The organism is Orenia metallireducens (genome assembly GCF_001693735.1).
In the GTDB taxonomy this organism is placed as follows: domain Bacteria; phylum Bacillota; class Halanaerobiia; order Halobacteroidales; family Halobacteroidaceae; genus Orenia; species Orenia metallireducens.
In genome coordinates, this window is the sequence record NZ_LWDV01000002.1 from 19,819 (window position 1) to 42,296 (window position 22,478).

The 22,478-nt window shown below is 30.5% G+C and carries 24 protein-coding genes and 1 pseudogene; 16 read left to right on the forward strand and 9 right to left on the reverse strand.

Annotation, left to right across the window (positions count from 1 at the left end; all coding sequences use genetic code 11):
• Positions 1-233 precede the first annotated feature (233 nt).
• A complete protein-coding gene (locus U472_RS00080; RefSeq protein WP_068714262.1) occupies positions 234-1,163 on the reverse strand; it encodes an ArsR/SmtB family transcription factor in 930 nt (309 codons plus the stop codon).
• Positions 1,164-1,520: 357 nt separating this feature from the next.
• On the opposite strand from U472_RS00080, the gene U472_RS17480 reads away from it, so the two are divergent.
• The 6 genes from U472_RS17480 (at position 1,521) to U472_RS00110 (ending at position 7,624) form a co-directional block, all read left to right on the forward strand.
• Positions 1,521-2,033, forward strand: coding sequence for a replication initiation protein (locus tag U472_RS17480; protein WP_068714264.1), 513 nt, complete (start codon positions 1,521-1,523; stop codon positions 2,031-2,033).
• Positions 2,021-2,602, forward strand: coding sequence for a replication initiation protein (locus U472_RS17485; RefSeq protein ID WP_068714265.1), 582 nt, complete (start codon positions 2,021-2,023; stop codon positions 2,600-2,602). Before U472_RS17480 ends, U472_RS17485 begins: the two co-directional genes overlap by 13 nt.
• Before the next feature lies 1 nt (position 2,603).
• Positions 2,604-2,918: a nucleotidyltransferase domain-containing protein gene (locus U472_RS00095; RefSeq protein WP_068714266.1), complete on the forward strand. Its 315-nt coding sequence runs from the start codon at positions 2,604-2,606 to the stop codon at positions 2,916-2,918.
• The gene (locus U472_RS00100) at positions 2,911-3,303 is read left to right on the forward strand and encodes a HEPN domain-containing protein (RefSeq protein ID WP_068714267.1); all 393 of its coding nucleotides are present in this window, start codon (positions 2,911-2,913) and stop codon (positions 3,301-3,303) included. The genes U472_RS00095 and U472_RS00100 overlap by 8 nt, the downstream gene beginning before the upstream one ends.
• A gap of 867 nt (positions 3,304-4,170) precedes the next feature.
• Entirely contained in the window at positions 4,171-5,304 is a 1,134-nt protein-coding gene (locus tag U472_RS00105) for a hypothetical protein (protein ID WP_068714269.1), read from the forward strand.
• A 1,108-nt stretch (positions 5,305-6,412) separates the two neighbouring features.
• On the forward strand, positions 6,413-7,624 hold the full coding sequence (locus U472_RS00110) for a replication initiation protein (protein WP_068714271.1): 1,212 nt from the start codon (positions 6,413-6,415) through the stop codon (positions 7,622-7,624).
• Here U472_RS00110 and U472_RS00115 read toward each other — a convergent pair.
• The 5 genes and pseudogenes from U472_RS00115 to U472_RS00130 form a co-directional block, all read right to left on the reverse strand.
• Positions 7,578-7,910 (reverse strand): annotated as a pseudogene (locus U472_RS00115) (tyrosine-type recombinase/integrase); the annotation flags it as partial. The gene U472_RS00110 and the pseudogene U472_RS00115 sit on opposite strands and share 47 nt — an antisense overlap.
• A 236-nt stretch (positions 7,911-8,146) precedes the next feature.
• The gene (locus U472_RS00120; RefSeq protein WP_068714274.1) at positions 8,147-8,353 is read right to left on the reverse strand and encodes a hypothetical protein; all 207 of its coding nucleotides are present in this window, start codon (positions 8,351-8,353) and stop codon (positions 8,147-8,149) included.
• Positions 8,354-8,705: 352 nt separating this feature from the next.
• On the reverse strand, positions 8,706-8,831 hold the full coding sequence (locus U472_RS17300) for a hypothetical protein (RefSeq protein WP_281201036.1): 126 nt from the start codon (positions 8,829-8,831) through the stop codon (positions 8,706-8,708).
• A 230-nt stretch (positions 8,832-9,061) separates the two neighbouring features.
• Positions 9,062-9,685 carry a ribbon-helix-helix domain-containing protein gene (locus U472_RS00125; protein WP_068714276.1) on the reverse strand — a complete coding sequence of 208 codons (624 nt, stop codon included), beginning with the start codon at positions 9,683-9,685 and terminating at the stop codon, positions 9,062-9,064.
• Positions 9,678-10,430: a ParA family protein gene (locus U472_RS00130; protein ID WP_068714281.1), complete on the reverse strand. Its 753-nt coding sequence runs from the start codon at positions 10,428-10,430 to the stop codon at positions 9,678-9,680. Before U472_RS00130 ends, U472_RS00125 begins: the two co-directional genes overlap by 8 nt.
• A 720-nt stretch (positions 10,431-11,150) precedes the next feature.
• Here U472_RS00130 and U472_RS00135 point away from each other — a divergent pair.
• Together U472_RS00135 and U472_RS00140 are read left to right on the forward strand one after the other, a co-directional pair.
• Positions 11,151-11,585: a PTS sugar transporter subunit IIA gene (locus U472_RS00135; protein WP_083189666.1), complete on the forward strand. Its 435-nt coding sequence runs from the start codon at positions 11,151-11,153 to the stop codon at positions 11,583-11,585.
• Positions 11,586-11,842: 257 nt separating this feature from the next.
• A complete protein-coding gene (locus tag U472_RS00140; RefSeq protein WP_083189667.1) occupies positions 11,843-12,745 on the forward strand; it encodes a tyrosine-type recombinase/integrase in 903 nt (300 codons plus the stop codon).
• A 77-nt stretch (positions 12,746-12,822) separates the two neighbouring features.
• On the opposite strand, the gene U472_RS17490 is transcribed toward U472_RS00140, so the two are convergent.
• Genes U472_RS17490 through U472_RS16635 form a run of 3 tightly spaced genes read right to left on the reverse strand, consistent with a single transcriptional unit; the run spans position 12,823 to position 14,079 of the window.
• Positions 12,823-13,038, reverse strand: coding sequence for a rhodanese-like domain-containing protein (locus U472_RS17490; RefSeq protein ID WP_083189668.1), 216 nt, complete (start codon positions 13,036-13,038; stop codon positions 12,823-12,825).
• Positions 13,032-13,319 carry a hypothetical protein gene (locus U472_RS16630; protein WP_068714282.1) on the reverse strand — a complete coding sequence of 96 codons (288 nt, stop codon included), beginning with the start codon at positions 13,317-13,319 and terminating at the stop codon, positions 13,032-13,034. The genes U472_RS17490 and U472_RS16630 overlap by 7 nt, the downstream gene beginning before the upstream one ends.
• Positions 13,309-14,079 carry an NAD(P)/FAD-dependent oxidoreductase gene (locus U472_RS16635; RefSeq protein ID WP_068714285.1) on the reverse strand — a complete coding sequence of 257 codons (771 nt, stop codon included), beginning with the start codon at positions 14,077-14,079 and terminating at the stop codon, positions 13,309-13,311. The genes U472_RS16630 and U472_RS16635 overlap by 11 nt, the downstream gene beginning before the upstream one ends.
• A gap of 301 nt (positions 14,080-14,380) precedes the next feature.
• Between U472_RS16635 and U472_RS17305 the strand changes: the two genes are divergently transcribed.
• From U472_RS17305 to U472_RS00185, 8 genes are all read left to right on the forward strand, one after another.
• Entirely contained in the window at positions 14,381-14,509 is a 129-nt protein-coding gene (locus U472_RS17305; protein ID WP_281201037.1) for a hypothetical protein, read from the forward strand.
• Between the two features lie 30 nt (positions 14,510-14,539).
• Positions 14,540-15,244, forward strand: coding sequence for a ribulose-phosphate 3-epimerase (locus tag U472_RS00155; protein ID WP_068714287.1), 705 nt, complete (start codon positions 14,540-14,542; stop codon positions 15,242-15,244).
• 3 nt (positions 15,245-15,247) lie between these two features.
• Entirely contained in the window at positions 15,248-15,811 is a 564-nt protein-coding gene (hxlB, locus tag U472_RS00160; RefSeq protein WP_068714291.1) for a 6-phospho-3-hexuloisomerase, read from the forward strand.
• A gap of 174 nt (positions 15,812-15,985) precedes the next feature.
• Complete coding sequence (fsa, locus tag U472_RS00165) at positions 15,986-16,633, forward strand: fructose-6-phosphate aldolase (RefSeq protein WP_068714293.1); 648 nt, start codon at positions 15,986-15,988, stop codon at positions 16,631-16,633.
• Between the two features lie 30 nt (positions 16,634-16,663).
• The gene (gene tkt, locus U472_RS00170; RefSeq protein ID WP_068714295.1) at positions 16,664-18,634 is read left to right on the forward strand and encodes a transketolase; all 1,971 of its coding nucleotides are present in this window, start codon (positions 16,664-16,666) and stop codon (positions 18,632-18,634) included.
• Positions 18,635-19,071: 437 nt separating this feature from the next.
• Positions 19,072-20,244, forward strand: a complete 1,173-nt coding sequence (locus U472_RS00175) for a mannitol-1-phosphate 5-dehydrogenase (protein WP_068714297.1) — start codon at positions 19,072-19,074, stop codon at positions 20,242-20,244.
• A gap of 25 nt (positions 20,245-20,269) precedes the next feature.
• Positions 20,270-20,707: a PTS sugar transporter subunit IIA gene (locus tag U472_RS00180; RefSeq protein WP_068714299.1), complete on the forward strand. Its 438-nt coding sequence runs from the start codon at positions 20,270-20,272 to the stop codon at positions 20,705-20,707.
• A gap of 270 nt (positions 20,708-20,977) precedes the next feature.
• On the forward strand, positions 20,978-22,411 hold the full coding sequence (locus tag U472_RS00185; RefSeq protein ID WP_068714301.1) for a PTS mannitol transporter subunit IIBC: 1,434 nt from the start codon (positions 20,978-20,980) through the stop codon (positions 22,409-22,411).
• The last annotated feature ends 67 nt before the right edge of the window (positions 22,412-22,478 follow it).

The window sequence follows — 22,478 nt, forward strand, 5'->3', positions numbered from 1 at the left end:
GCTTATAGACTTATCACCTTATACTGCTACTATAACGGTTATTATAAGAACTTAATTGTTATACCACGTTATAATTTAGCCTTATTTACTGATTGTCTTATTCTTTATATATATAATTATACTTTTGCTTTAATATTCCTTCTTTTTTATAAAGAAAAATTAAATTTAATTTTAACAAGGTATTTTCTTGTAAATTATACCATTTAAAATCTTTTTAAATTAAACTAGCTAGTTTACTCATAATCATATCTAAACCTTAAAATTATATCTTGTTCATAATTTCCAAACTTGCTACCAAAAAGGTTCAATCCTCCTATATTTCTAGCATCATCTTTGATTCCAACCTTAATATCAATAAAGTTATCATCATAAATATTTAGCTCTTCTAAGGTTGTATCAGAAATCTGTTTACCATCTATATAAGAACCATTATGGTTAACACTCCAAATTTTTAATAATCCATGCTGGGTTTGATCAGAATTCCACCAATCTGGATTTAACTTTCCTCTTTCTGTTCCAAAGTCACCAGGTGAAGTCCACGTTCCTATCTCTATTCCATTGACCCATACAGTAATATCTGAAGGCCATTTTTCATTATAATTAGGAGCTTCAGAGCAGATCTCCATACTTAATTCTAAATTATTTAAAATAGTCTTATCTGGTAGATTATTAGGAAATCTATATTGGATATAACCTTTTCTTAGCCAGATTAATTGGGCATAAATATGTTCTGGCTCTAAAAAAGATCTAGTATCATCTAAGATACCTATATATCCATCTTCCTTAGCTAAACCACAAGTAGGTTCTACTTTAAAATCTTTATAATTTCCTATTGGCATTGAAATCTCAACCATATTAGTATCGAAATGAACATTAGAACCAGGCAAACTAATTAAAATACTATCATAAGTTCTTTTACATATCTTTTGAGAACCATGGGAACCTGGTTGATATTCAGTACTAATCAATCCTGCTTCTTCTAACTTTTTGATATTAACAGTAACTGAAGGTGCTGGCATATCAAGCCTTTCAGAAATTTCATTTAAATTCATCTCAGCTTTATTTAATAATTCTAATATTGCCATCCTAGGTTCTGATGCTAAAGCTTTTATTACCTCTACAGAGTTTTCATCATTATTTATTTCTAATATTCTTCCTCGCACATTAACCACTTCTTTCCATTATGATTTGATTATTATATTTTTATTTTAACAATTATTAAAGTAAAATGCAATTTTTTAACTTTAATAATATCTTTTAAGTAATCTTATCTGCTTTTTTAATTTAGAATATTAACAACAAACAGAGGTTGAATTTTATATAACGAAGTATTCGGGATTTATATATAATCTACTGTTGTAGTTGTTTTAATAGTTTTAAAAAGTTTTAATAGTTTTCCGCTATGGACAAACCCTTGTGGCTATGGGATCTGTTGCCATGAAATATCACATTTTGAGTGTTTAATATCACTTAATTAGTTATTTGTGATATTATATAATTTTCAATAGGAGGGGATATAATTGAAAGAGAGAAATGAATTAATTGTTAAAGAGAACCATTTAATTGAAGGGTTTGTGGAAATGACTAAGAATGAATATAAATTTATACTCTACTTAATCTCTAAAATAAAAAAAGATGATAAAAATTTCCGTAAACAAAAAGTTAGCGTTAAGGAATTTTCAGATGTCTTAGATTATAAGGGAGAAGGTTTATATCAATATATGAAAGAATTTGAGGATTCACTGATTAAAAAACATATTAGAATAGAGAATAGTGAAGGGGATAGAGTAAAAATAAATTGGCTAAGTTATATTAGATACTTTAATGATGCTGGAACTTTAGATGTAGCCTTTAATAGTGATTTAGTACCTTATTTATTAAACTTAGATACTAGATTTACTAAGTATCTTTTAAAGAATATAATTGGACTAAATAGTATCTACAGTATCAGAATTTATGAACTATTAAAGCAGTATGAAAAGATAAAGAAGAGAGTAATAAAATTAGAAGATTTAAAAAAATGTTGGGTATAGCCGATGACCAATACAAGCTTTATGGCCATTTCAAGCAGAGGATCTTATTAAAAGCAAAAGAAGAGTTGGCTGAGAATGAAGATACAGATATTTATTTTGACTTTGAAAAACTTAAAAGGGGTAGAAAAGTAATAGCTATTAAATTTATTATTAAAGAGAAAGAGATTCCGCAAAAAGAATTAGAGTTTGAAGAGTATCAAAAAAAGAAAGAGTATTTTCAAGAAACATTAGAGTTATTTAAACTCTTACCTCAAGAAGAGCAGGTAGAGGCTCATAAGAAGGAGCTAGCAGAATTATTAAAGGAGCATAGTTATAAGTACTTAGAGGCTGATATTGAGTATGCTAAGCGTTTTGGGGTGAATAACTTCTTTGGATTTTTAAAGAGTTCCTGTGAAGGGGGACATTATTCTGCTGCTGAGCTAGAAAAAGAAGAGAGAAAAGAAGATTTAGCTAGACAGAAAGAGGAAGAGCTAAAGGAAAAGATACAGAAAAGGGCTCAAGAGAAGGCGATTGAGAAGTATGATAAACTGTCTACTAAAGAGATAGCAAAGAAAGAAGGTGGTAGATAAGATGCTTTCTAAGGATGAATTAAAATTATTAAGTGATAAAATAGTAAAGTTAATAAATGCTGAGAAGGTTATTCTTTTTGGTTCTTATGCTTCTGGTAATTCTGATGAACAGAGTGATATTGATCTTTGTATTATAACTAATGAGAAGAGAAGAAAGCTTGATATTATAAGAGAATTACGAAAGAATTTATCCTCTGATATAGATTATCCCCTTGATTTATTAGTATATAATGAAGATGAGTTTTATGAAAAAGCCAATTTAGAGAATAGTTTTGAAAATCAGATTGCAGATAAGGGAGCTTATTTATATGGATAAAAGAACTATGATGGAGGAATGGTTTACAGTAACAGAGCAAGATTTAAAATCAGCTAAGTTTCTAAAAAAGATGCATCCAGCACCATTGGAAGTAATCTGTTATCATTGTCAGCAAAGTGCTGAAAAATATTTAAAGGGTTATATGATATTACAAGGTGAAAAAGTGATGAGAACCCATGACTTAGTTGTTTTAAATAAAAAATGTAGAAAATATAATGATGATTTTGTAAAAATTGAAGATGAATGTCTACGCTTAACTGATTATGGAGTTAATGTGAGATATCCTTTTCATTTTGATTTAACAAAGGCAGATATGGAATTAGCTATAAAAGATATTGATAAAATTAAAGAGTTGGTGTTACAGAAAGTTAGAGAAAATAACTAAAAGTTAAGCAACAAGACAGATCACAGTTAGGATATAGCTGTAGTCTGTCTTTTTTATTTGAAAAATAAACACCAAAGAACTTTTTATAATTCTCAATCTCAATTATATTTTTCCTAAAGGTAGTATCAAGGTTAAACTTTTAGTAAAGAACAATAAGTGGGTTATAGATAAGATCATCAAAAGTTATGAGATAGATCAAGAATAATGTTACTAACAATAACTTCACATAATAGTTAATCAAAATTTTCAGATTTTATAATTTTGATTAACTTTCAAACTTATATAAGCTCTCTGATTTCAGGGAACTTTTTTATGTCATATTTAGATTATTTATATAGATAACAGGTGAGCTTTTTGTAGAAATTGCTACAGCCAGTGAAGAAATCTCTGCTCAACTTCAACAAACCACTTCTTCTACAGAAAATTTAGCAGCAATAGCAGAGAAATTACAAGGATTAATTGATCAATTTAAAATATAGTCAATCTTAGTATTTAAATTAAGAATTTATATGGAAACCGATAAAGCTTTCATATCAGTAATTTTAAAAGCAAAAGATCAAATAGCAGTAGATTCTAGCAAAGAAGTTGACTAATTGAAATTTTTGCTATATAATTAGAACAAGTTTACTCAATTTTTGAACAAAATCATACAAAAAATTAAAAACTCCTGTTGGCGCAGGAGCTTTTAGAGTAAGGTTTCCCAAAAAACGCTTCGCAACCGTTTTGGAAACTTGAATATCAAATTTGTATCTCTATGATACCACAGAGATACAAAGCTTGTCAAGGATTTAGTCCTTGTAAAAAATGACAAGTGATATTAAAGTTTTTAGGAAACCTGCTCAGTAATTTTCTGAGGAGGTTATTTTGATGTCAATTATTGAAAGATTGCAAATAGAGATTAAAGATATAACTAAACAAGAACAATTAACTAATTTTCAAAGTAGAATAGCAGCTTTAAGAGAAGAAGATAAGATTAGTTCTAAAGAGGCTAAAGAGTTATCAGTAGCAGCAAAGGATTACTTTGAATTTATCCAAGAGTATAATAAATCAGATCTAGTTAGTCATGAGGCAGAAATTAAGGACCAAGAAGCCGAAAGAAAAGATTATAGTCAGTATACTGATCTGGAATTGGTAGAAGATGGGGCTTTTATGCCTTTTTTACAGTATCAATTAGCAATACAGTGGAATCATAAGATGACTCAGACTATGTTTAATGTCTATTATGCTTTATGCTATCATGCTAATAGTATTGGAGAGGTTAATGGCTTAGCTACTAATGAGATAGCAGATTTTATTGGTCATAACTCAGATTCTAAAGTTGTACAAGCTATTGCTAAGTTAGAGAAGAGTAAGTTGATCAGTGTTAATCGTGATCAGGTGATTAACTCCTATGCAATTGCAGGGTATAAGCAAGCCATTGTCAAAACTGGCAAAGGTGGCTATGTGATGCCTTTAGAGATGTTCCAAAAGCTACAAAGTTATAACCTCAAGCATTATCGATTGGTCTGGTATTTGGTAGCTCATAAGCACCATATGCCTAATAACACAGGTAAGACTGGGATTAAACAGGCTACCTTAAAGAATATCACTAATGCTGTGAGTTTTAAGGAGCTGCGACAATTAATCAAAGATTTAGCAGGGGTTATCTTAAAAAGTGTAGATAATTTCTGGACTAAGATTAAACGAGTATTAATGAAGTCTTTAAGATTAACCTTTAACTTTATTGAGTTAGGAATCGGTATTGTAGAGGATGCTATCGGAGAGGTAGAGTCTCATTATCTCTATGATCGAATCAAAGACATTTTGATTAATATGAGAATTGATAGTACTAAGAAAAATATTAAAAAGGTGATTAAGAGAATTGATAAGGTTTCAGAGTTTGCCTTTAATGAAGTGGAGAGTCTAGCTAGACAGTCTCATATCTATTCTAAATATAATACAGTTAATTGTTTGTTGAAACTCTTAGAAAGTAAAAATAACGCTTTAAGAGTTGAGAATTGAAAAAAATAAATATAAATACCTTGCTTATTAATATAGATTATATTAACAACTAAGGGGTTAGTCTATCCTCTGAGAGCTGATAATTATAGATTAAGGGATAACTGTAGCTATTTTTAGCTGTGGTTATCCTTTTTTTAGTGGAAGTACAAAATTATTGCTGAAAATTAATATTATTAAATGAGTTTTTTAATTTTTCATTGGATTAGAATGATAAACTTATACTTAATATTTATTTTCTATTTAAGATCTCTTTATGTAAAAGAGATTATTGATGGTTATTGGAGTAGAAAGGGACAAGAAGGTGTTAGTTCAATTAAAATTAGTCAGTAGTTAGTTAATAATGGAGAGGGGTTAGTATAATTGAGAATTAAAAGATAAAAATATAAAAGATTATTTAGCCACGGATTAACACAGATAAAGAGCAAATTTACAATTAAGAGTAAAGAATAAATTAAGGTAAAAAAATTGTTAACTATAGAAGATAGAGAGTGAATGAAGTTATCCTTGGTTGATTATTATGAACGGATATGTTGTTTTGATACGATAGTTCTAGTTATGTTAAGAAAGTGATTAGGTATAAGTTAATTTTTAATTATTATCTAGTCATTTATGACTAGGTTTTATATGACTATATAATAAAGGTTTTTTAATTTTGGTGTATAATTAACTATATAGGTGATTTATAATTAAAAATTCAGAATTGAGAATTAAAGATAATGAAAAAATTAATAACAATATCACACTGAAAACAGGCAATAGCTATTGTCTGTTTTTTCTTTTTATCATCAAGAATTAAGAACAACAAATGAATTAACAAGAAATTTAGAGTAACATAGCTAGATTAATATTGTAAATATGGTTAGGATAAATAGTTGTTGTATATCTTTTATATCTTATAAATCTTTAGGGTTGGACAAACCCTATTGTAGCAAGGGATTGCAGGAAAATATAACTACAAATTAAGGAGATATAGCTACATATTAAGGAAATATGACTACAGATTAAGGGGATACAACTACAAATTAAGGAGTTACAACTACATATCATTATTGTATATGTAGTTGTATTGTGATATGATTTAGAATAGATAAAGATAGGAGGAGTATAGATGAAGAAGGAGATGTTAAATAAGCCCAATCAATTAATAAGTATTGTTCCTGAACAGAAGGTCACCACTACCCAAAGAAAAGCATATAATAGTTTTTTAAAGTATGCACAAAGAAAATTAAAGTTTGAAGATTATAAAGAGAACATATTCAAGATTCCCTATAGTGAATTACATAAAAGAGCTAATCTCAAAAATAAGAATACTGAGTATATATATCAAGAGTTAGAGGGGTTAATGAAGACTACTGTTAAGATAGTTGATAAGGAAAATCCAGATAATTGGAAAGCATTTACCTTATTAAGTTACATTGAAAGAAAGGATAATTTTTACTATTATGAATTGAACCATTTTATTATTAATGCATTAAAGGAGCAACAATTTTTTACCCCTTTGAATTTGATGATGATAAAATCTTTGGATAGCCAATATTCAATAATTTTTTATGAATTAGCTATTAGATATCAAAAATACAAGATACCAAAGATGAGTATTGAAGAGGTTAGGAAATTGACCAATACTAAAAGTGAATATAAGCGATTTTATAATTTTAGAAAAAGAGTTTTAGATGTCGCCTGTGAGGAAATATCGAAAAAAACTGATATTAAACTCTCCTATATTACTGAAAAGAGGGGCAGAAGAATAGCTTTTATTGATTTTAAAATTGAGAGAAAGAAAGAAGAAATACCTGTTGAGATTAAAGTTAAAGAGCAGGAATATTCAGCAGAGGTCTTAGGATTATTTAATCTATTACCTAAAGTTGAACAGGTAGAGAGTAATAAAAGAGAATTAGCTAAATTACTAGAAGAGCATAGTTTTAGATATTTGAAGGCTGACATTGAGTATGCTAAAGAGTCTAATCCTGATAATTTTATAGGCTTTCTCAAGGCATCTTGTCAGAATGCTCATTACTCTAGTGTTGAAATTGAGAAGGAAGAGAAGCAGAAAGAGTTAGCTAAACAAAGGGAAGAAGCTGAGATGAAGAGAAAGGAGCTTGAAGAAAAAATAGAGAAGAAGGCTAGAGCAAAGGCTATGGAGCGGTATAAAGTTTTATCAGATAGTGAGCTAGAAAGGTATGAGCAGGAATATAGAAAGATGGCTAAGCTGGTACCAAAAAGCATAAGACCAGCTAAGAAAGAGTATATAATTGGATCTTTGGAGGATAAGTTTAAAGAAGAATTAAGAGATTTGCTAGGAAATGATTTCTTAGTATAGCATTAAGAACTATTAAATGAATATAGATCTGTGTAATAGATATATCAGCATGTCCCAAAGCTTTTCTAACCTTCTCTAGATTATGACACTCCCTTAATAAATCTGTTGCATAAGTGTGTCGTAAGGTGTGGGGCGTAACTTTCTTTTCTTGATAGCTTTTATCTAATTTATTTCCATTATCATCTCGATAATATTTGGTAACTTCCTCTTGGATTCCTGCCTTTTTAGCATATTTATAGATCATCTTTCTCATATTTACGTGATTTAATCGATTACCTGTTAAACTAGTAAATACTAATCCTTAAAAGATCTTAAAAAAAAGATAAATATTAAGTATAGATTTAATCTCTCTAGCAAGAAAATCAAGCTTAAAAGTATTTAAGTAATCCAATTTATAGTTATAAATTTATGTTTAGATCTATCAAATTATCGTAAAGATTGATTTTTACTCTCTAAGAGCTTCAATAAGCATTGGTGATATTCTTCAAAGTAGACTGCTTAATCCCACCCTTGTCCATATTATTAGGCATATGATGTATGGGCTACTAGATAACAGACCAAAAAGGGCATAAATGCCCCATCTTTTATCAGTTCAGCATCCCTATACTGGCTATAATCTCTGATTTTATTCTCTTCTAGCAAAGTTGCTAATCTGCCTTGAAAGTTAATCAATTGTTTGTGATTATTTATATCTTGAATTTCTGCTTTTAGTCTTTTAGTTATTGACATAAAAAATAACCTCCTCATTATTTTGAGCAGGTTTCCTAAACTTAAATATTCTTTGTCAGTTTTTAACAGCAATTAACCTCTTGTTGTATTTATCTGATATTATATAAGTACAAATTTGATATTTAAGTTTCCAAAACGGGTGCGAATCGTTTTTTGGAAACCTACTTTAAAAACTCCGTGTATCCAGCACGGTGTTTTTAATTTTTTTGGATATTTTTGTTCAAAAACTAAGTAAACTTGTCCTAATTATATAGCAAAAATTTGAATTAATCAACTTCTCTGTTGAGAGCTAATTCTTATAATTATCTATTCCATAGAAAAAGACTCTATCCACCTAGGTAAGGCCTTAACTTTATTTATTTACAATCTTAATATCCTTAATCTCATGGGAATGATTATTAAATTTCAGCTCTAAAGCTTTCACATTCTCTTTATTTTCAGCGATTGTCTCTCTAATCACCTTAATATCTCTCTTCATCTCATTTTGATTACTCTCAATTTTATTAATCTTAGCCTCTAAACTATCAAGTCTATCTCCTATTCCATCAAACTTGCTTAGTATTAGCTTTAAATCTCTTCAGTACTTATCGCTTCTCCCTCCCTAAACCTATCTTATCTATTAATATCAATTCTATTTTAATCATTAGCAAAGTTATAATCTTAATTATAGCATAGCCTCAGATTATTGTAAATCAAGTCTCTTCTACTCTATTGAATCTCTGCATTTTCAAATAAAAAGGTCAGTGCCTCTTCAACAATAAAAGACTTATCCTGCTCTGTCCTATCTGCTACACTATCTAGCTTTTCAATCATCTTTTCCTTTAAATAATAGGTTCTTCTAACCTTCTTCTTATCCTTCTGATTAGGAATAATCAACTTAGTAGGATCAAGGTCTATTGGAGAATCCTCTTTCTTTACTAATTTTGCTCCAATATCAGGTTGGTTTAAAAAGTAAGTCAAAGCTAGTTCAACAAGATAAGACTTATTATTACCAGTCTTCCTAGCAAAGCTATCTATCTCATTAACGATACTCTTTCTTAAATAATATGTTCTTCTAATCTCTTCATTATTATCTCCACTATCGATATTATTTGTTACCTTACTTTCATTCTTCTTAGTAGTATTCTCATCTTTATTGTAAACTTTATTATTAATAGTATTATTTAATTTATTCTTTTCTTTATTCTCTTCTTTAGTACTCTCTACTTCCTTATTTTCTTGATTTTCTACCACTTCTTGATCTTTACTACTACCCTTCTCTTCCTTCAATTTATCAGCATTACTCTTCATCTTACTCTTTAAATTATTAAAGAAATCATTCTCCTTAGTCAATCTCAACCACCCTCTCAATTATAGGATATAGCTGCTTCTGTGCCTCTTCATCATACTCAAAGATCGTCTTACCCTGTTTAGTAGCCTCAGTAATCTTAATTCTTCGATAAACAGGATTTGTCACTATCTCTTGGCCTGCAAAACTCTCCTCTAACATCTTCAGATTCTCTCTGCCTTCATTGGTTCTAGAATCATACATATTAGGAATGATCAATTTAATCTTAGCAAAATCCAATCTTAAATCCTCTAAATAGTCAAAGATAGTCGCCAGCCCATCGATAGCAGGTATCTCTAGCTGCACAGGAATAAAGATATAATCAATAAAGAACAATATCGCACTATTGATGATACTTCTTGAAGGACTACAATCAAAGATCACATAATCATAATCCATCTCCTCTAAGCCTGCCAATTTCTCATCAAGTAAGGTAGTTAGAAACATCGCATTATTATTAAACTCCTTCTCGATAATCTCATACTTGCTATTAGGAAGTAAGTCTAAATTCTCTCTAGCCTCAATAATACACTCCTTAATATTAGCCGCTGAATGAGGATTAATTAAATCATAAAAACTCTTCCTCTCTTGATTCCTATCAATCCCTAACATTAAAGAACAATCATTCTGTGAATCCAAATCAATTAATAAAACCTTATAGTCAACCTTAGCTAAAGCATGAGCAATATTTACTGCCAATGTAGACTTACCAACGCCACCCTTATTGTTATAAAAGGCTATCTTCTTCATCTAATCCCTCCTATGTATTGTTATGTTAGTATTTCAATAAATTTTACAATAATAAATAAATAATAAACAACATAATATTTGTAATAAATATTAAAATAATATTTATCATAATATAAACAATCTCATATATAATATTAATTACAATAAATTTTGTATAAACTTAACAATAAAATTTACAATTAACTAGAACATAAACATTAACATTGATTGTAGAATAAAAACTACAATAAACTTTAACATCGATGTTACAATAATAAGGATAATAAGTTTTAGAATTGATGTTACAATTATAATATTAATTAAAATAAATTTCAACATTTGATCCCAATAATATCTATCATAAAGATAACAATATCACCTTTGAAACAGAATCATATTTTTGATCTAATTTATTTTTTTACTTTTTTTCTGCTTTAATTTCCCCCCCTTAAAAAACCATAAAAATCTACTCTATCTTCTTTAAAGTCTGATCATCAATCTCTGCTTTTCTTTTAAAAATTAATAAGTAAGATCCAATTATTATAATTTTACTATAGTCCTTTTGGAAAGAAAGTAAAATAATTAATCTTTCTATATCAACTTATAGAATTCAAGATAGAAATAAAGGGATATTACTTATTGTTTAGTCTAAAATATTATGATTTTGCCACACTTTTTAAGAAAAGAAAAAATTAATAATTTAGCAAATAACTTGACTACTGGGAAGAGGTGAAATAAGAAATGTTATTGAATCTATTACTTCAAGAACGCATAGCTACTAAAATAAAGGCAAAAGATTGGTATGATGTTACTAATAAAGCAGGAGAGCTTTTACTAAAAGATGATTTAATTGAAAATAGATATATAGATGCAATGATTAAGTCTATAGAGGTTAATGGTCCTTATATTGTAATCGCTAAAGGGGTAGCAATTTTACATGCTCGTTCAGAGGATGGAGTAAAGAATTTAGGAATGAGTCTACTTACTCTTGCTTCTCCAATAAAATTTGGTTATGAATGTAATGACCCAATACAAATAGCTTTTGCTTTAGGGGCATTAGATAGAAATAAATATTTGCAAGCACTATCAGACTTGTCTCTCTCCAAGCCCTTAATACTTTTAAAACTCTATTCTTTACATAAACTATTCTATCTTTTGATCCCTTACCTGCTATGATTTTGATTTTTTCTATTGTTAAATTAATATGTTTTAATTTTATAGAATAGTTTGTCAGTCATAGTTATTTTTAATTATTAAAAGGATTGAATCAATTATTCAAGCTATTAGACAAAAAGAATAAAAAGTGATAGAATAAAAAACGCAAGATAACGTCACTTATCGTGCGTTTTTTAGAAGGGGATTTTTAGCTATTTTTTACTTAAAATATTAGGTTTAGAAGTAATAAAAACGTTATAAATATATTTTAAGGAAGGATGAGTTTAATTTTGAATCAAATCCATAAAATAGATAATGAGATCGATAGTAGTTATCAAATTAGAAATCAAGGGCGGACAGATGACAAAGTTATCCAGATGTGGCTCTATGGAAAAAGCAACCATACCCAGCGAGGATATCAGAGAGATGTCAGCGAATTTTTGGAATACATAGAATTAGAATCTTTAAGAGAGGTCCGCTTAGAGGATCTTCAAGATTTTTCTAATTTTTTAGAGGAAAAGGGTTTGGCTGATTCTACTAGAGCTAGAAAGCTATCGGCGATTAAATCTTTATTCTCTTTTGCTAATAAGATTGGCTATCTCTATTATAATGTAGGAACTCCAATTCAAACACCTAAAGTAAAGAATCGCTTGGGCGAAAAGATCTTAAGTGAAGAAGAAATATTTAGAATGTTAGCTAATACCAAAAATCAGAGAAATTATGTTTTGATTAGATTAATGTATGTCTCTGGAGCAAGGGTCAGTGAAATCTGTAGCTTAAAATGGAGAGATGCCCAAATCCATAAGGATGCAGGAGTCTTAAATATCTTCGGCAAGGGTGGTAAGACTCGGACAGTCTTTCTTAGTCCAAAGACTTGGGAAGAATTAATCAAACTTAAAAAGGAGGCTAATCAAGACGATCCAATCTTTGAGAGTCAAAAGGGCGGACACTTAGATCCTTCGGCAGCATATCGAATTGTAAAAAAGGTTGCTAAAAAAGCTGGAATTGATAAGGAAGTTAGTCCCCATTGGTTACGCCATGCCCACGCCTCCCATGCACTAGATAAGGGGGTAGCTCCTCATGTGGTGCGAGACACCCTTGGACATTCTTCAATTGCTACTACTAATCGCTATTCTCATGCTAGACCCGAGGACAGCTCAGCTCGGAGTTTGTCGTTATAGTAAATTAATTTACTATAATATCAATAAATCAATTTTTGTTATTTGTCAAAATCAATCTTCTTTTGCCACATATAATTTTAATGACCACCAGTCAAATTATAGACCTCTTTAAAACCTAAATTAATCAAGAGATTCTGAACAGCATTCCCAATTACCCCTCTATTACAATAAGTCACAGTGATTTTATTCTTATCTAAATTATTAGCCTCTTCTCTCAAATCAGATAATGGAATACTACTCCCATTATCAACATGGGATTGCTCATGCTGCTTTTTAGCTCTAACATCTATAATTTGAAAGTCTTGACCATACCATCATTCTTTCTCTCAACTAATTCTTGAGGTGTAATGGTTTTTACTCCTTGATTTAAATTATTATCTAAGATCATTCCTGTATACATCACTAGATCTTTGGTAGTAGAAAAGGGAGGTGAATAAGCAAGATCTAAGTAGAATAAATCCTCTGCCTTAACACCATAACTAATAGCAGTCGCAAAGACATCTATCCTCTTATCTACACCCTTCTTACCGATAATCTGTACTCCTAATAATTTAGTAGTATTCTTAATCAGCAATAGCTTTAATCGTCATATTAGAGCTTTCACTAAAATACTTAGATTGATTTGGTTTAATGTTATAAATAACTTCTACTTCATAGCCTAGCTTAATTGCTTCCTTTTCTGATAATTCAGTATATCCAATTGCTAAATCAAAAAGTTTAACAATTTCTGTTCCTAAAACACCTCTAAAGGTTAAATTACCTCCTGTTAGCTGGTCTCCAGCGATTCGTCCCATCTTATTAGCAACAGTTCCTAAAGGTCGATAAATACCTTGACCTGTAATTAAAGAATAGCTCTCTACACAATCACCAACTGCATAAATATCCTTAAGGTTATTCTCCATTCTGCGATTAACCTTAATTGCTCCACTCTCTCCTAGGTTAATACCTATCTCTTCACCTAATCTAACATTAGGTTTAACCCCAATAGCTACAATCAACATCTCAGTCTCAATCTCTTGACCTAACTTAGTAACTATACTCTTGATTTTATTATCCCCTTTTATCTTTGCAATGCTATCCTCTAAAATCAAGTTAACCCCTTTTTTCCTTAGGTAATCCTCTATTCTAATAGTCATATGATGATCTAAAAAGTTTATTACCTGTTTAGGTTTTTCTTTTACTACAAACTCTTTAATCTTATCACCACTAGTAACATTTCTAACTGTAAAGATATTCTCCTTATCTATCCCTTGAATCTGAGAAACTATAGGAGTAGCCTCAGTTGCTAAGACCAGTTTATTAAATAAGTCATCTTTGTTAATTGCTTTACTCATTATAATTTAGTCACCCTTTCTAAGATAGGATAGAATTGTTTTTCAGCTTTACTTCTGTAAAGAGTTAGGTGCCTTGCAACCTAGCTCTTTTTTTAATACCAATTTACTAATAATGGATATGATCAGGCATAATTACTATTATTAAATCAAGTAACCTATATTAAGATGGATATAATCAAATTAATTATTATACAGGGGGTCAAATGGAGAACCCAATGGAACCAATTAGGGATAGAAATAAAATCAAAGAGATTAAAGATAAGCTTATAAACTTGTTCGTAAGTGGTGTGAGGAGGTAGGTTTGGATGATTTGGCAGTAAGAAATCATACATTAAAGAAGAATGAATCAGCACTAAAAATAATAAAAACGCAAAAACGAATAAAAAGTATGCATATTTTTGCTTTACTTTTCTTTATAAATGTTTTATAATGTACATATAAATAAAAAGGAGGCAGATAAATGAATAAACAAGAAGTTTCAATTAATCCATCAATTATGTGTGCAGATTTATGTAACTTAGAAAAGAGTATAAGAGAGATTGAAAAAGAAGGAATAAGTACACTGCATATTGATGTGATCGATGGGTATTTTAGTCCAAGTATGCCACTAGGCATAGGCACAATTAAGCAACTAAGAAAAATCACAGATATGGATTTTGATGTTCATATTATGTCTAATAATAATGAATTTTTCATCAAAGAGATGCTAGACATTGGAGTCCAGCAAATAACTTTCCATTGTGAAAGCAGCACTCATATCGATCGACTTTTGAAGTTAATAAGAAAAAATGAAGTTAAAGCAGGATTAGCTTTAAATCCAGCAACTTCACTAAATGATTTAGACTATGTACTACCGTTATGTGACACAGTCATGCTAATGCTAATGAATCCTGGATTTGCAGCAGATAAAAATGAAAAGCAAGTAGCCTATGCTGAAAAAAAGGTGAAAGATTTATATAAATTAATTAAAGACAGAGGATTGAATACAAATATTGAAGTAGACGGACGTGTTTCTTTAGAAGTTATTCCAAAATTAGTGAAGTCTGGAGCAAATATATTGGTAGCAGGTAGCACCAGTTTGTTTAGGTCTGGTAGAAGTATTGCAGAAAATAAAGTGATTATGGAAGAAGGTATCATGGAAGGATTAAAATTAAGGGAGGAATAAAATATGTCAAAATATAATGAGGCTCAAAAAGATATTATTAAGGAATTAGGAGAAACTTTAGGCAAAGTTAATGCTGATGAGGTAAATAAACTAATAGAAGAAATCAAAAAAGCAGAGAAAGTTTTCTTTGTAGGAGTTGGAAGAGTACTACTTTCACTAAAATCAGTTGCAAAACGTTTAGCACACTTAGGTGTTGATTGTTATATTGTTGGTCAGATTACTGAGCCGGCTATTACAGAAGATGATTTGTTGATTGTAGGTTCTGGAAGTGGAGGAACAGCTTTTCCTTTAGCAATTGCAGAAAAAGCAAAGCAATATAATGCAACAGTTTTTCATATTGGGAGAAATCCAAATTGTCCTATGAATGAATTTTCTGATTTCTTTATCAGAATTCCTGCTAGTAATGATCCAGATTTACCAGTTGAAGGAGTAGATTCAGTTCAACCAATGACAAGTTTATTTGAACAGTCTTTACTATTATTAGGTGATACAATAGCATTAATGATGGTCAGAGAAAAGAATATCGATATGGAAAGTCTTTGGCAGTACCATGCAAATTTAGAATAAAGATACAAAACTCAATTTGTAAAGATCAATTGAGAAACATCTTTGATATTGTATTTTATTGTGGTCATAGGCCCCTCTTTCTGAAGGATTAAAACTATTATACTCTTTAGAGGAGAAGGGGCTTAATTTTTATATAACTTAACAGAACGATATAAATTATAGGGAGGAATTTTAATGAAGTTTTTTATTGATACTGCTAATTTAGAAGAGATTAAAGAAGCAGCTAGTTTAGGAGTGATTGATGGTGTTACGACTAATCCTAGTCTAGTAGCTAAGGAAGGAAATGTTGATTTTCATACTAGAATTAAAGAGATTTGTGAGATAGTTGATGGGCCAGTAAGTGCAGAAGTTATAAGTTTAGATGCTGAAGGAATGATTGAAGAGGCAAGAGAATTAGCTAAAATATCTTTAAATGTAGTTATTAAAATTCCTATGACAGTTGAAGGATTAAAGGCAACAAAAGCATTAACTAAAGAGGGGATTAAAACTAATGTTACATTAGTTTTTTCAGCTAATCAAGCATTACTTGCTGCTAAAGCAGGAGCTACGTATATTAGTCCATTTGTTGGAAGATTAAATGATATAGCTCATACAGGAATGGAATTAATTAGTGAGATAGCTACAATCCTTAGTAATTATGGTTTAGAAAGTGAGATTATAACAGCTAGTATAAGAAACCCACTGGATGTAAAAGAGGCTGCTTTAATTGGAGCAGATATTGCGACTATTCCATTTAGTGTAATTAAGCAAATGAGTAATCATCCATTAACTGATGTTGGAATAGAAAAATTTATGGCAGACTGGGAACAGAAAAAAAATTAATTTTTGTTGGGACTGAAGGAGGTATTTGATTTGTTAAAACAAGTAGCTAATACAATAAGAGGTTTATCAGCAGATGCTGTGCAAAAAGCAAATTCTGGTCACCCAGGTTTGCCTTTAGGTTGCGCAGAGATAGGAGCTGTACTTTTTAGTGAAGTGATGAATCATAATCCAAAGAATCCTCAATGGCCTAATCGTGATAGATTTGTTTTATCAGCAGGGCATGGATCTATATTCTTGTATTCTTTACTTCATTTATCTGGTTATGATTTATCATTAGAAGATTTAAAGAACTTTAGACAGTTACATTCTAAGACACCAGGTCATCCTGAATACGGTTATACTCCAGGGGTAGAAACAACGACAGGGCCTTTAGGTCAAGGTTTTGCTAATGCAGTTGGAATGGCAATATCAGAACGAATAGCTGCTGAAAAATATAATACTAATGATTATGAAATTATAGACCATTATACATATGTATTACTAGGTGATGGGTGTATGATGGAAGGAATTGTAGCAGAAGCTGCATCTTTAGCTGGCCATTTAGGTTTAGGTAAGTTAATTGCTATCTATGATGATAATGATATTTCAATTGGTGGTAGTACAGATATTACCTTTACTGAGGATGTACCAGCAAGGTTTAAAGCTTATAATTGGCATGTTATTGATAAAGTAGATGGACATGATATAGATGCTATCAAAGAAGCAATTGCAAAGGCTAAGGAAGTAGAAGATAAACCAACACTTATAGTTGCTAAGACTAAAATAGGTTGTGGGTCACCTACTAAAGAGGGTACTAGTGCAGCTCATGGGGCTCCTTTAGGTAAAGAAGAAATTAAAGGATTAAAAGAAAATTTAGGGTTACCAACTGATAAAAAGTTTTATGTATCAGAAGAGGTAAGGGAATTTTTAATTAATAGATTAGAAGAATTAGAAAATAAAGATATAGAGTGGGAAGATAAATTTGTAAAATGGGCTAAGGCTAATCCTGATTTAAAGAAAGAATGGGACCAGGCTTATGATTTAGGACTTCCAGTTGATTTTAAAGATACAATTATGAATTTAGATATAAAAGCTCCTATTGCAAGTAGAAGTTCTTCAGGAATAGTTTTACAGAAAGTTGCCGATGAAGTACCTTATTTAGTAGGTGGTTCTGCCGATTTAGCACCATCTAATAAGACTTATCTTAATAAATATGGTGAGATTCAGAAGGATAATTTTGATGGACGTAATTTCCGTTTTGGAGTTAGAGAGCATGCTATGGCAGCGATTGCCAATGGAATTTCTGTTTATGGTGGATTAAGACCTTTTGTATCTACTTTCCATGTCTTTTCAGATTATATGAAACCTGCTATTAGAGTGGCTGCATTAATGAAACAACCAGTAATTTATGTATTAACTCATGACTCTATTTATGTAGGAGAAGATGGACCAACACATCAACCGATAGAACAAACTGAATCTTTAAGATTAATACCTAATTTACAGGTACTTAGACCAGCTGATGAAGAAGAAGTAAAAGCAGCTTGGGTTCAAGCAATGAAAAAGACTGATGGTCCAACTGCTTTAGTATTGACTAGACAGAATTTACCTCATATTAAAAAAGAAAAGCCAGAGAATATTTATAAAGGTGGATATGTGGTAAGAAGTTCTAATAATGAAGAAGTAGTTTTAATTGCAGCAGGTAGTGAAGTTTCATTGGCAGTAGAGGTAGCAAATAAACTAGAAAATGAAGGCAAGAAGGCAAGAGTAGTATCTGTACCAGAGAGAAATAAATTTGTTTCTCAAGGAAAAGATTATATAGAAGAAGTATTAGGATCTCAGGATGCTTTACGGGTAGCAATTGAAGCAGGAGTAGGTCAAGGATGGTATCAGCTGTTAGGAGCTAAGTATCATGTAGTTAGTGTTGAAGATTTTGGAGAAAGTGGGTCAGGAGAAGAGCTAGGTAAACATTTTGGTTTTGTTGCTGAAGAAATTACTGAACAGATAATTAATAAATTATAATTGATTAGGAATTTGGGGTTAGATTTTCGTTTATAAAATCAATCTAACTCCTAAGGTCTTCTGTTCTAATTGTAGATTGTTGAACAACTAAAATTCAAAAATGCAAATTTTATATTATAATATTAAATACTCCTAATATTAATTTATAAGTTTATAAGGGGGAATGGTGGTAATAGTGTCTTGTAAATCTAAGAAGATAAATTGATGTGAAAAAATAACAAAAATGCAAAAACAAATAGGATAATATGCGTATTTATGCTTTACTTTTCTTTATAAATGTTTTATAATGTAAATATAAACGAAAAAGAGAGAAATAAATGAATAAACAAGAAATTTCAATTGATTCATCAATTATATGCGCAAATCTATATAATTTAGAAAAGAATATAAGGCAGATTGAAAAAGAATGAATCATAGTAAATAAAGGGGGGAGTAGAATGCAAGCACTTCATTTCGGTGCAGGGAACATTGGAAAAGGTCTTATTGGGTATTTATTAAATAAAACAGGTTATGAAATTTGTTTTGTGGATGTTAATGAAGGGGTACTTGAATCTATTAACAAAACTAATAGTTATTCAATTGAATTACTAGATAATCATCATACTACAGAAACTGTAGCTCCTGTTACTGCATTAAATAGTATTACAGAAGGAGAGAAAGTTATTCAGGCTATCCTAGAAGCTGATTTAATTACAACTTCAGTAGGAATTGTAAATTTATCTAAAATTGCAAAACTTCTTTCTGAAGGACTTTTAAAGAGGGTAAAGGAAAATAAAACAAATATAGATGTTATCGCCAATGAAAATGCCATTAATGCCTCTTCAACTTTGAAAAGGGAGATTGAAAAGCATGTATCTCCTGAAGAAATGGAAGAAATATGTGAATTTGTCGGGTTTCCAAATTCGGCCATTGACCGTCTTGCTTTATCAAAAGAAACTGAAAAAGGAGAGGTTGCTTTAGTTGAACCTGTTTATGAGTGGGTTATTAATAAATCTGAAATGATGAATTTAGATTTGCCCTTAATAGAAGATGTTATCTATGTTGATAATTTGGATCCTTATATTAAAAGAAAGTTATATATGGTAAATATGGGACATGCAGCAACTGCTTATATTGGATTTGCAGGGGGAGAAGATACTATTCAAAGTACATTAGCAAAGCCTGAATTTGAAGGTTTTATGAGAAAAGTACTAAATGAAGTCAAACAGTATGTTGTTAAAAAATTACATTTTAACTCTAAAGATATAGACTCTTTTATTGAAAAAACACTAAAACGATTTAAAAATAAAAACATTAGTGATAATGTTTTACGAGTAGGTAGATCTCCTATACGAAAACTAGGTTATGATGAACGTTTAATTAAACCGCTTAGAGAAATTTTTGAATTAGGGACTTCGGTAGAATGCTTAAGTATTGCCATTTCTGCTGCATTTTTATTCCATAACCCCAACGATGAAGAAGCTGTTCGTTTAGAGAAATATATTCAAGAAAAAGGTATAGAGGAAGCTATTTCCCATTTTACTGGAATTGAAAATCAAAAACTTAAAGATAAAATTGCAAAAGGTTACTATAAATTAAAAGATAAAGGATGCCAAGAGTTAATAAAATAAATGAATTAGGAAGAGGAGGGCTAAAATGCTAAGCCAATATTTAAAAGGGAATATAAATTTCTTAGATGAAGTTTCTTCTTGGGAAGAATCTATTAAGGTAGCTGCAAAGCCATTACTCAAAAAAGGCTTTATCACTGACAAATATATTCAGTCTATGATTAAGAATGTTTATGATAATGGACCATATATGGTTATAGTTCCTAGAATTGCTATGCCCCATGCACAAGATAAAGAAGGTGTAATAAAAACAGGTATATCTTTTTTAAAGTTGAAAAAACCTGTACTTTATCCTGAAGGAAAGGAGGTAAATATTTCTGTTGTTTTGGCTGCAGAAGATAATTCAGGACATTTAGAACTAATAGCTGACCTATCTTCTATATTAGCTGATGAGGAGGTGAGGAACAAATTTGAAAATGTGGAAAGCGAAGAAGAGTTAATCAAAATTATCAAGACAGTGGAGTGATATTATCTGCATGAAATTGATAAAGATCTTTTCATGAAGCTTCAGTTTGTAGTAGGTTGAGAAGTAAAGTTAATATCCTAGTATAAGATACTATAATTTTATAATTATATTGTTGATTAAGAATCTAGTATAAGTATAAGATACTATAAGGTTATTATTATATTGTTGATCAAGAATCTAGTATAAGTATAAGATACTATAAGGTTATAATTATATTATATTGTTGATCAAGAATACTAAAAATAGTATATTTTAACAAGGGGGTATATTATGTCAGATATTCAAGCTACAGTTCCAACTCAGTCATTTCGTGCTAAACTTCAGGCTTTTGGTGGTTTTTTAACCAATATGGTATTACCAAATATAGGTGCATTTATTGCATGGGGTATTTTGACGGCTTTGTTTATTCCAACAGGATGGCTTCCTAATGAGCAACTAGCAGAGATAGTTGGGCCAGCAATAACTTACTTGTTACCTTTGCTTTTAGCTTATACAGGGGGTAAAATGGTTGGAGGCAAAAGAGGAGCGGTAATGGGAGCTATTGGAGCTATAGGATTAATCGTTGGTTCGGATATCCCAATGTTTTTAGGTGCAATGATTATTGGTCCTTTAGGTGGTTGGGTCATAAAGAAGTTTGATGAAGCTATAGAAGGTAATGTTCCTGCTGGCTTTGAAATGATAGTCAATAACTTTTCTCTTGGTATTTTAGGATTTTTACTAATGGTTGTGTCCTACCTTTTTATTGGTCCTGTTATTGAGGCGGCAAATAATGTTGTAAAATCTATGATTCAAGCATTAGTAGATACTGGTATGTTACCTTTGTTATCTATTATCAATGAACCAGCTAAAGTATTATTCTTAAATAATGTAATTGATCAGGGAATTTATTATCCTTTAGGTATGCAGAAAGCCGCAGAAGTAGGGAAGTCTATTTACTTTACAGTGGCTTCTAACCCAGGTCCTGGTCTTGGACTATTGCTGGCTTACACTTTCTTTGGAAAAAAGACTGCTAAACGTACTGCCCCAGGTGCTATAATCATTCACTTCTTTGGTGGTATTCATGAATTGTATTTCCCATATGTTTTAATGAATCCCCTTACAATTTTAGGGATGATTGCTGGAGGAATGTCAGGGATTGCAACTTTTCAAATTTTCAATGTAGGACTTGTAGCAGGTCCTAGTCCTGGTTCAATATTTGCATATCTAGGTTTAACACCTAAAGGTAATTTCTTAGGGATTATTGCTGGAGTAATTGTCGCTGCTGCAGTTTCCTTTGTAGTTACATCTGCTATATTAAAATTACAAGGAGAATCAGATGAAGAAGATGATTTTGAAAACTCTGTAGAAAAGTCAAAATCTATGAAATCTGAAGGTAAGCAGATTCTAAACTCAGCGAGCAATACTAGTGTTGATTCTGTTGAAAATGTTAATAAAATAGCATTTGCTTGTGATGCAGGAGCTGGTAGTAGTGCTATGGGAGCAACAACTTTTAGAAAAAAATTAGAAAAACAAGGTATTAGTGGTATTGAAGTAAAACACTATAGAATAGAAGATGTTCCTCAAGATGCAGATATTATTGTAGTCCATAAAAACTTGCAAGAAAGAGCTAGACTTTCCCATGAAGATAAGAGGATCATTCCAATAGAAAATTATATAGGTGATCCGATTCTTGACAAACTGCTTAGTGAATTGAAAGAAAAATAAATAAAAAGTAAGAAAGCATAAAAAAAGCCGTAGTTCTGTAATAAGAGCTGCGGCTTTTAATAAATTT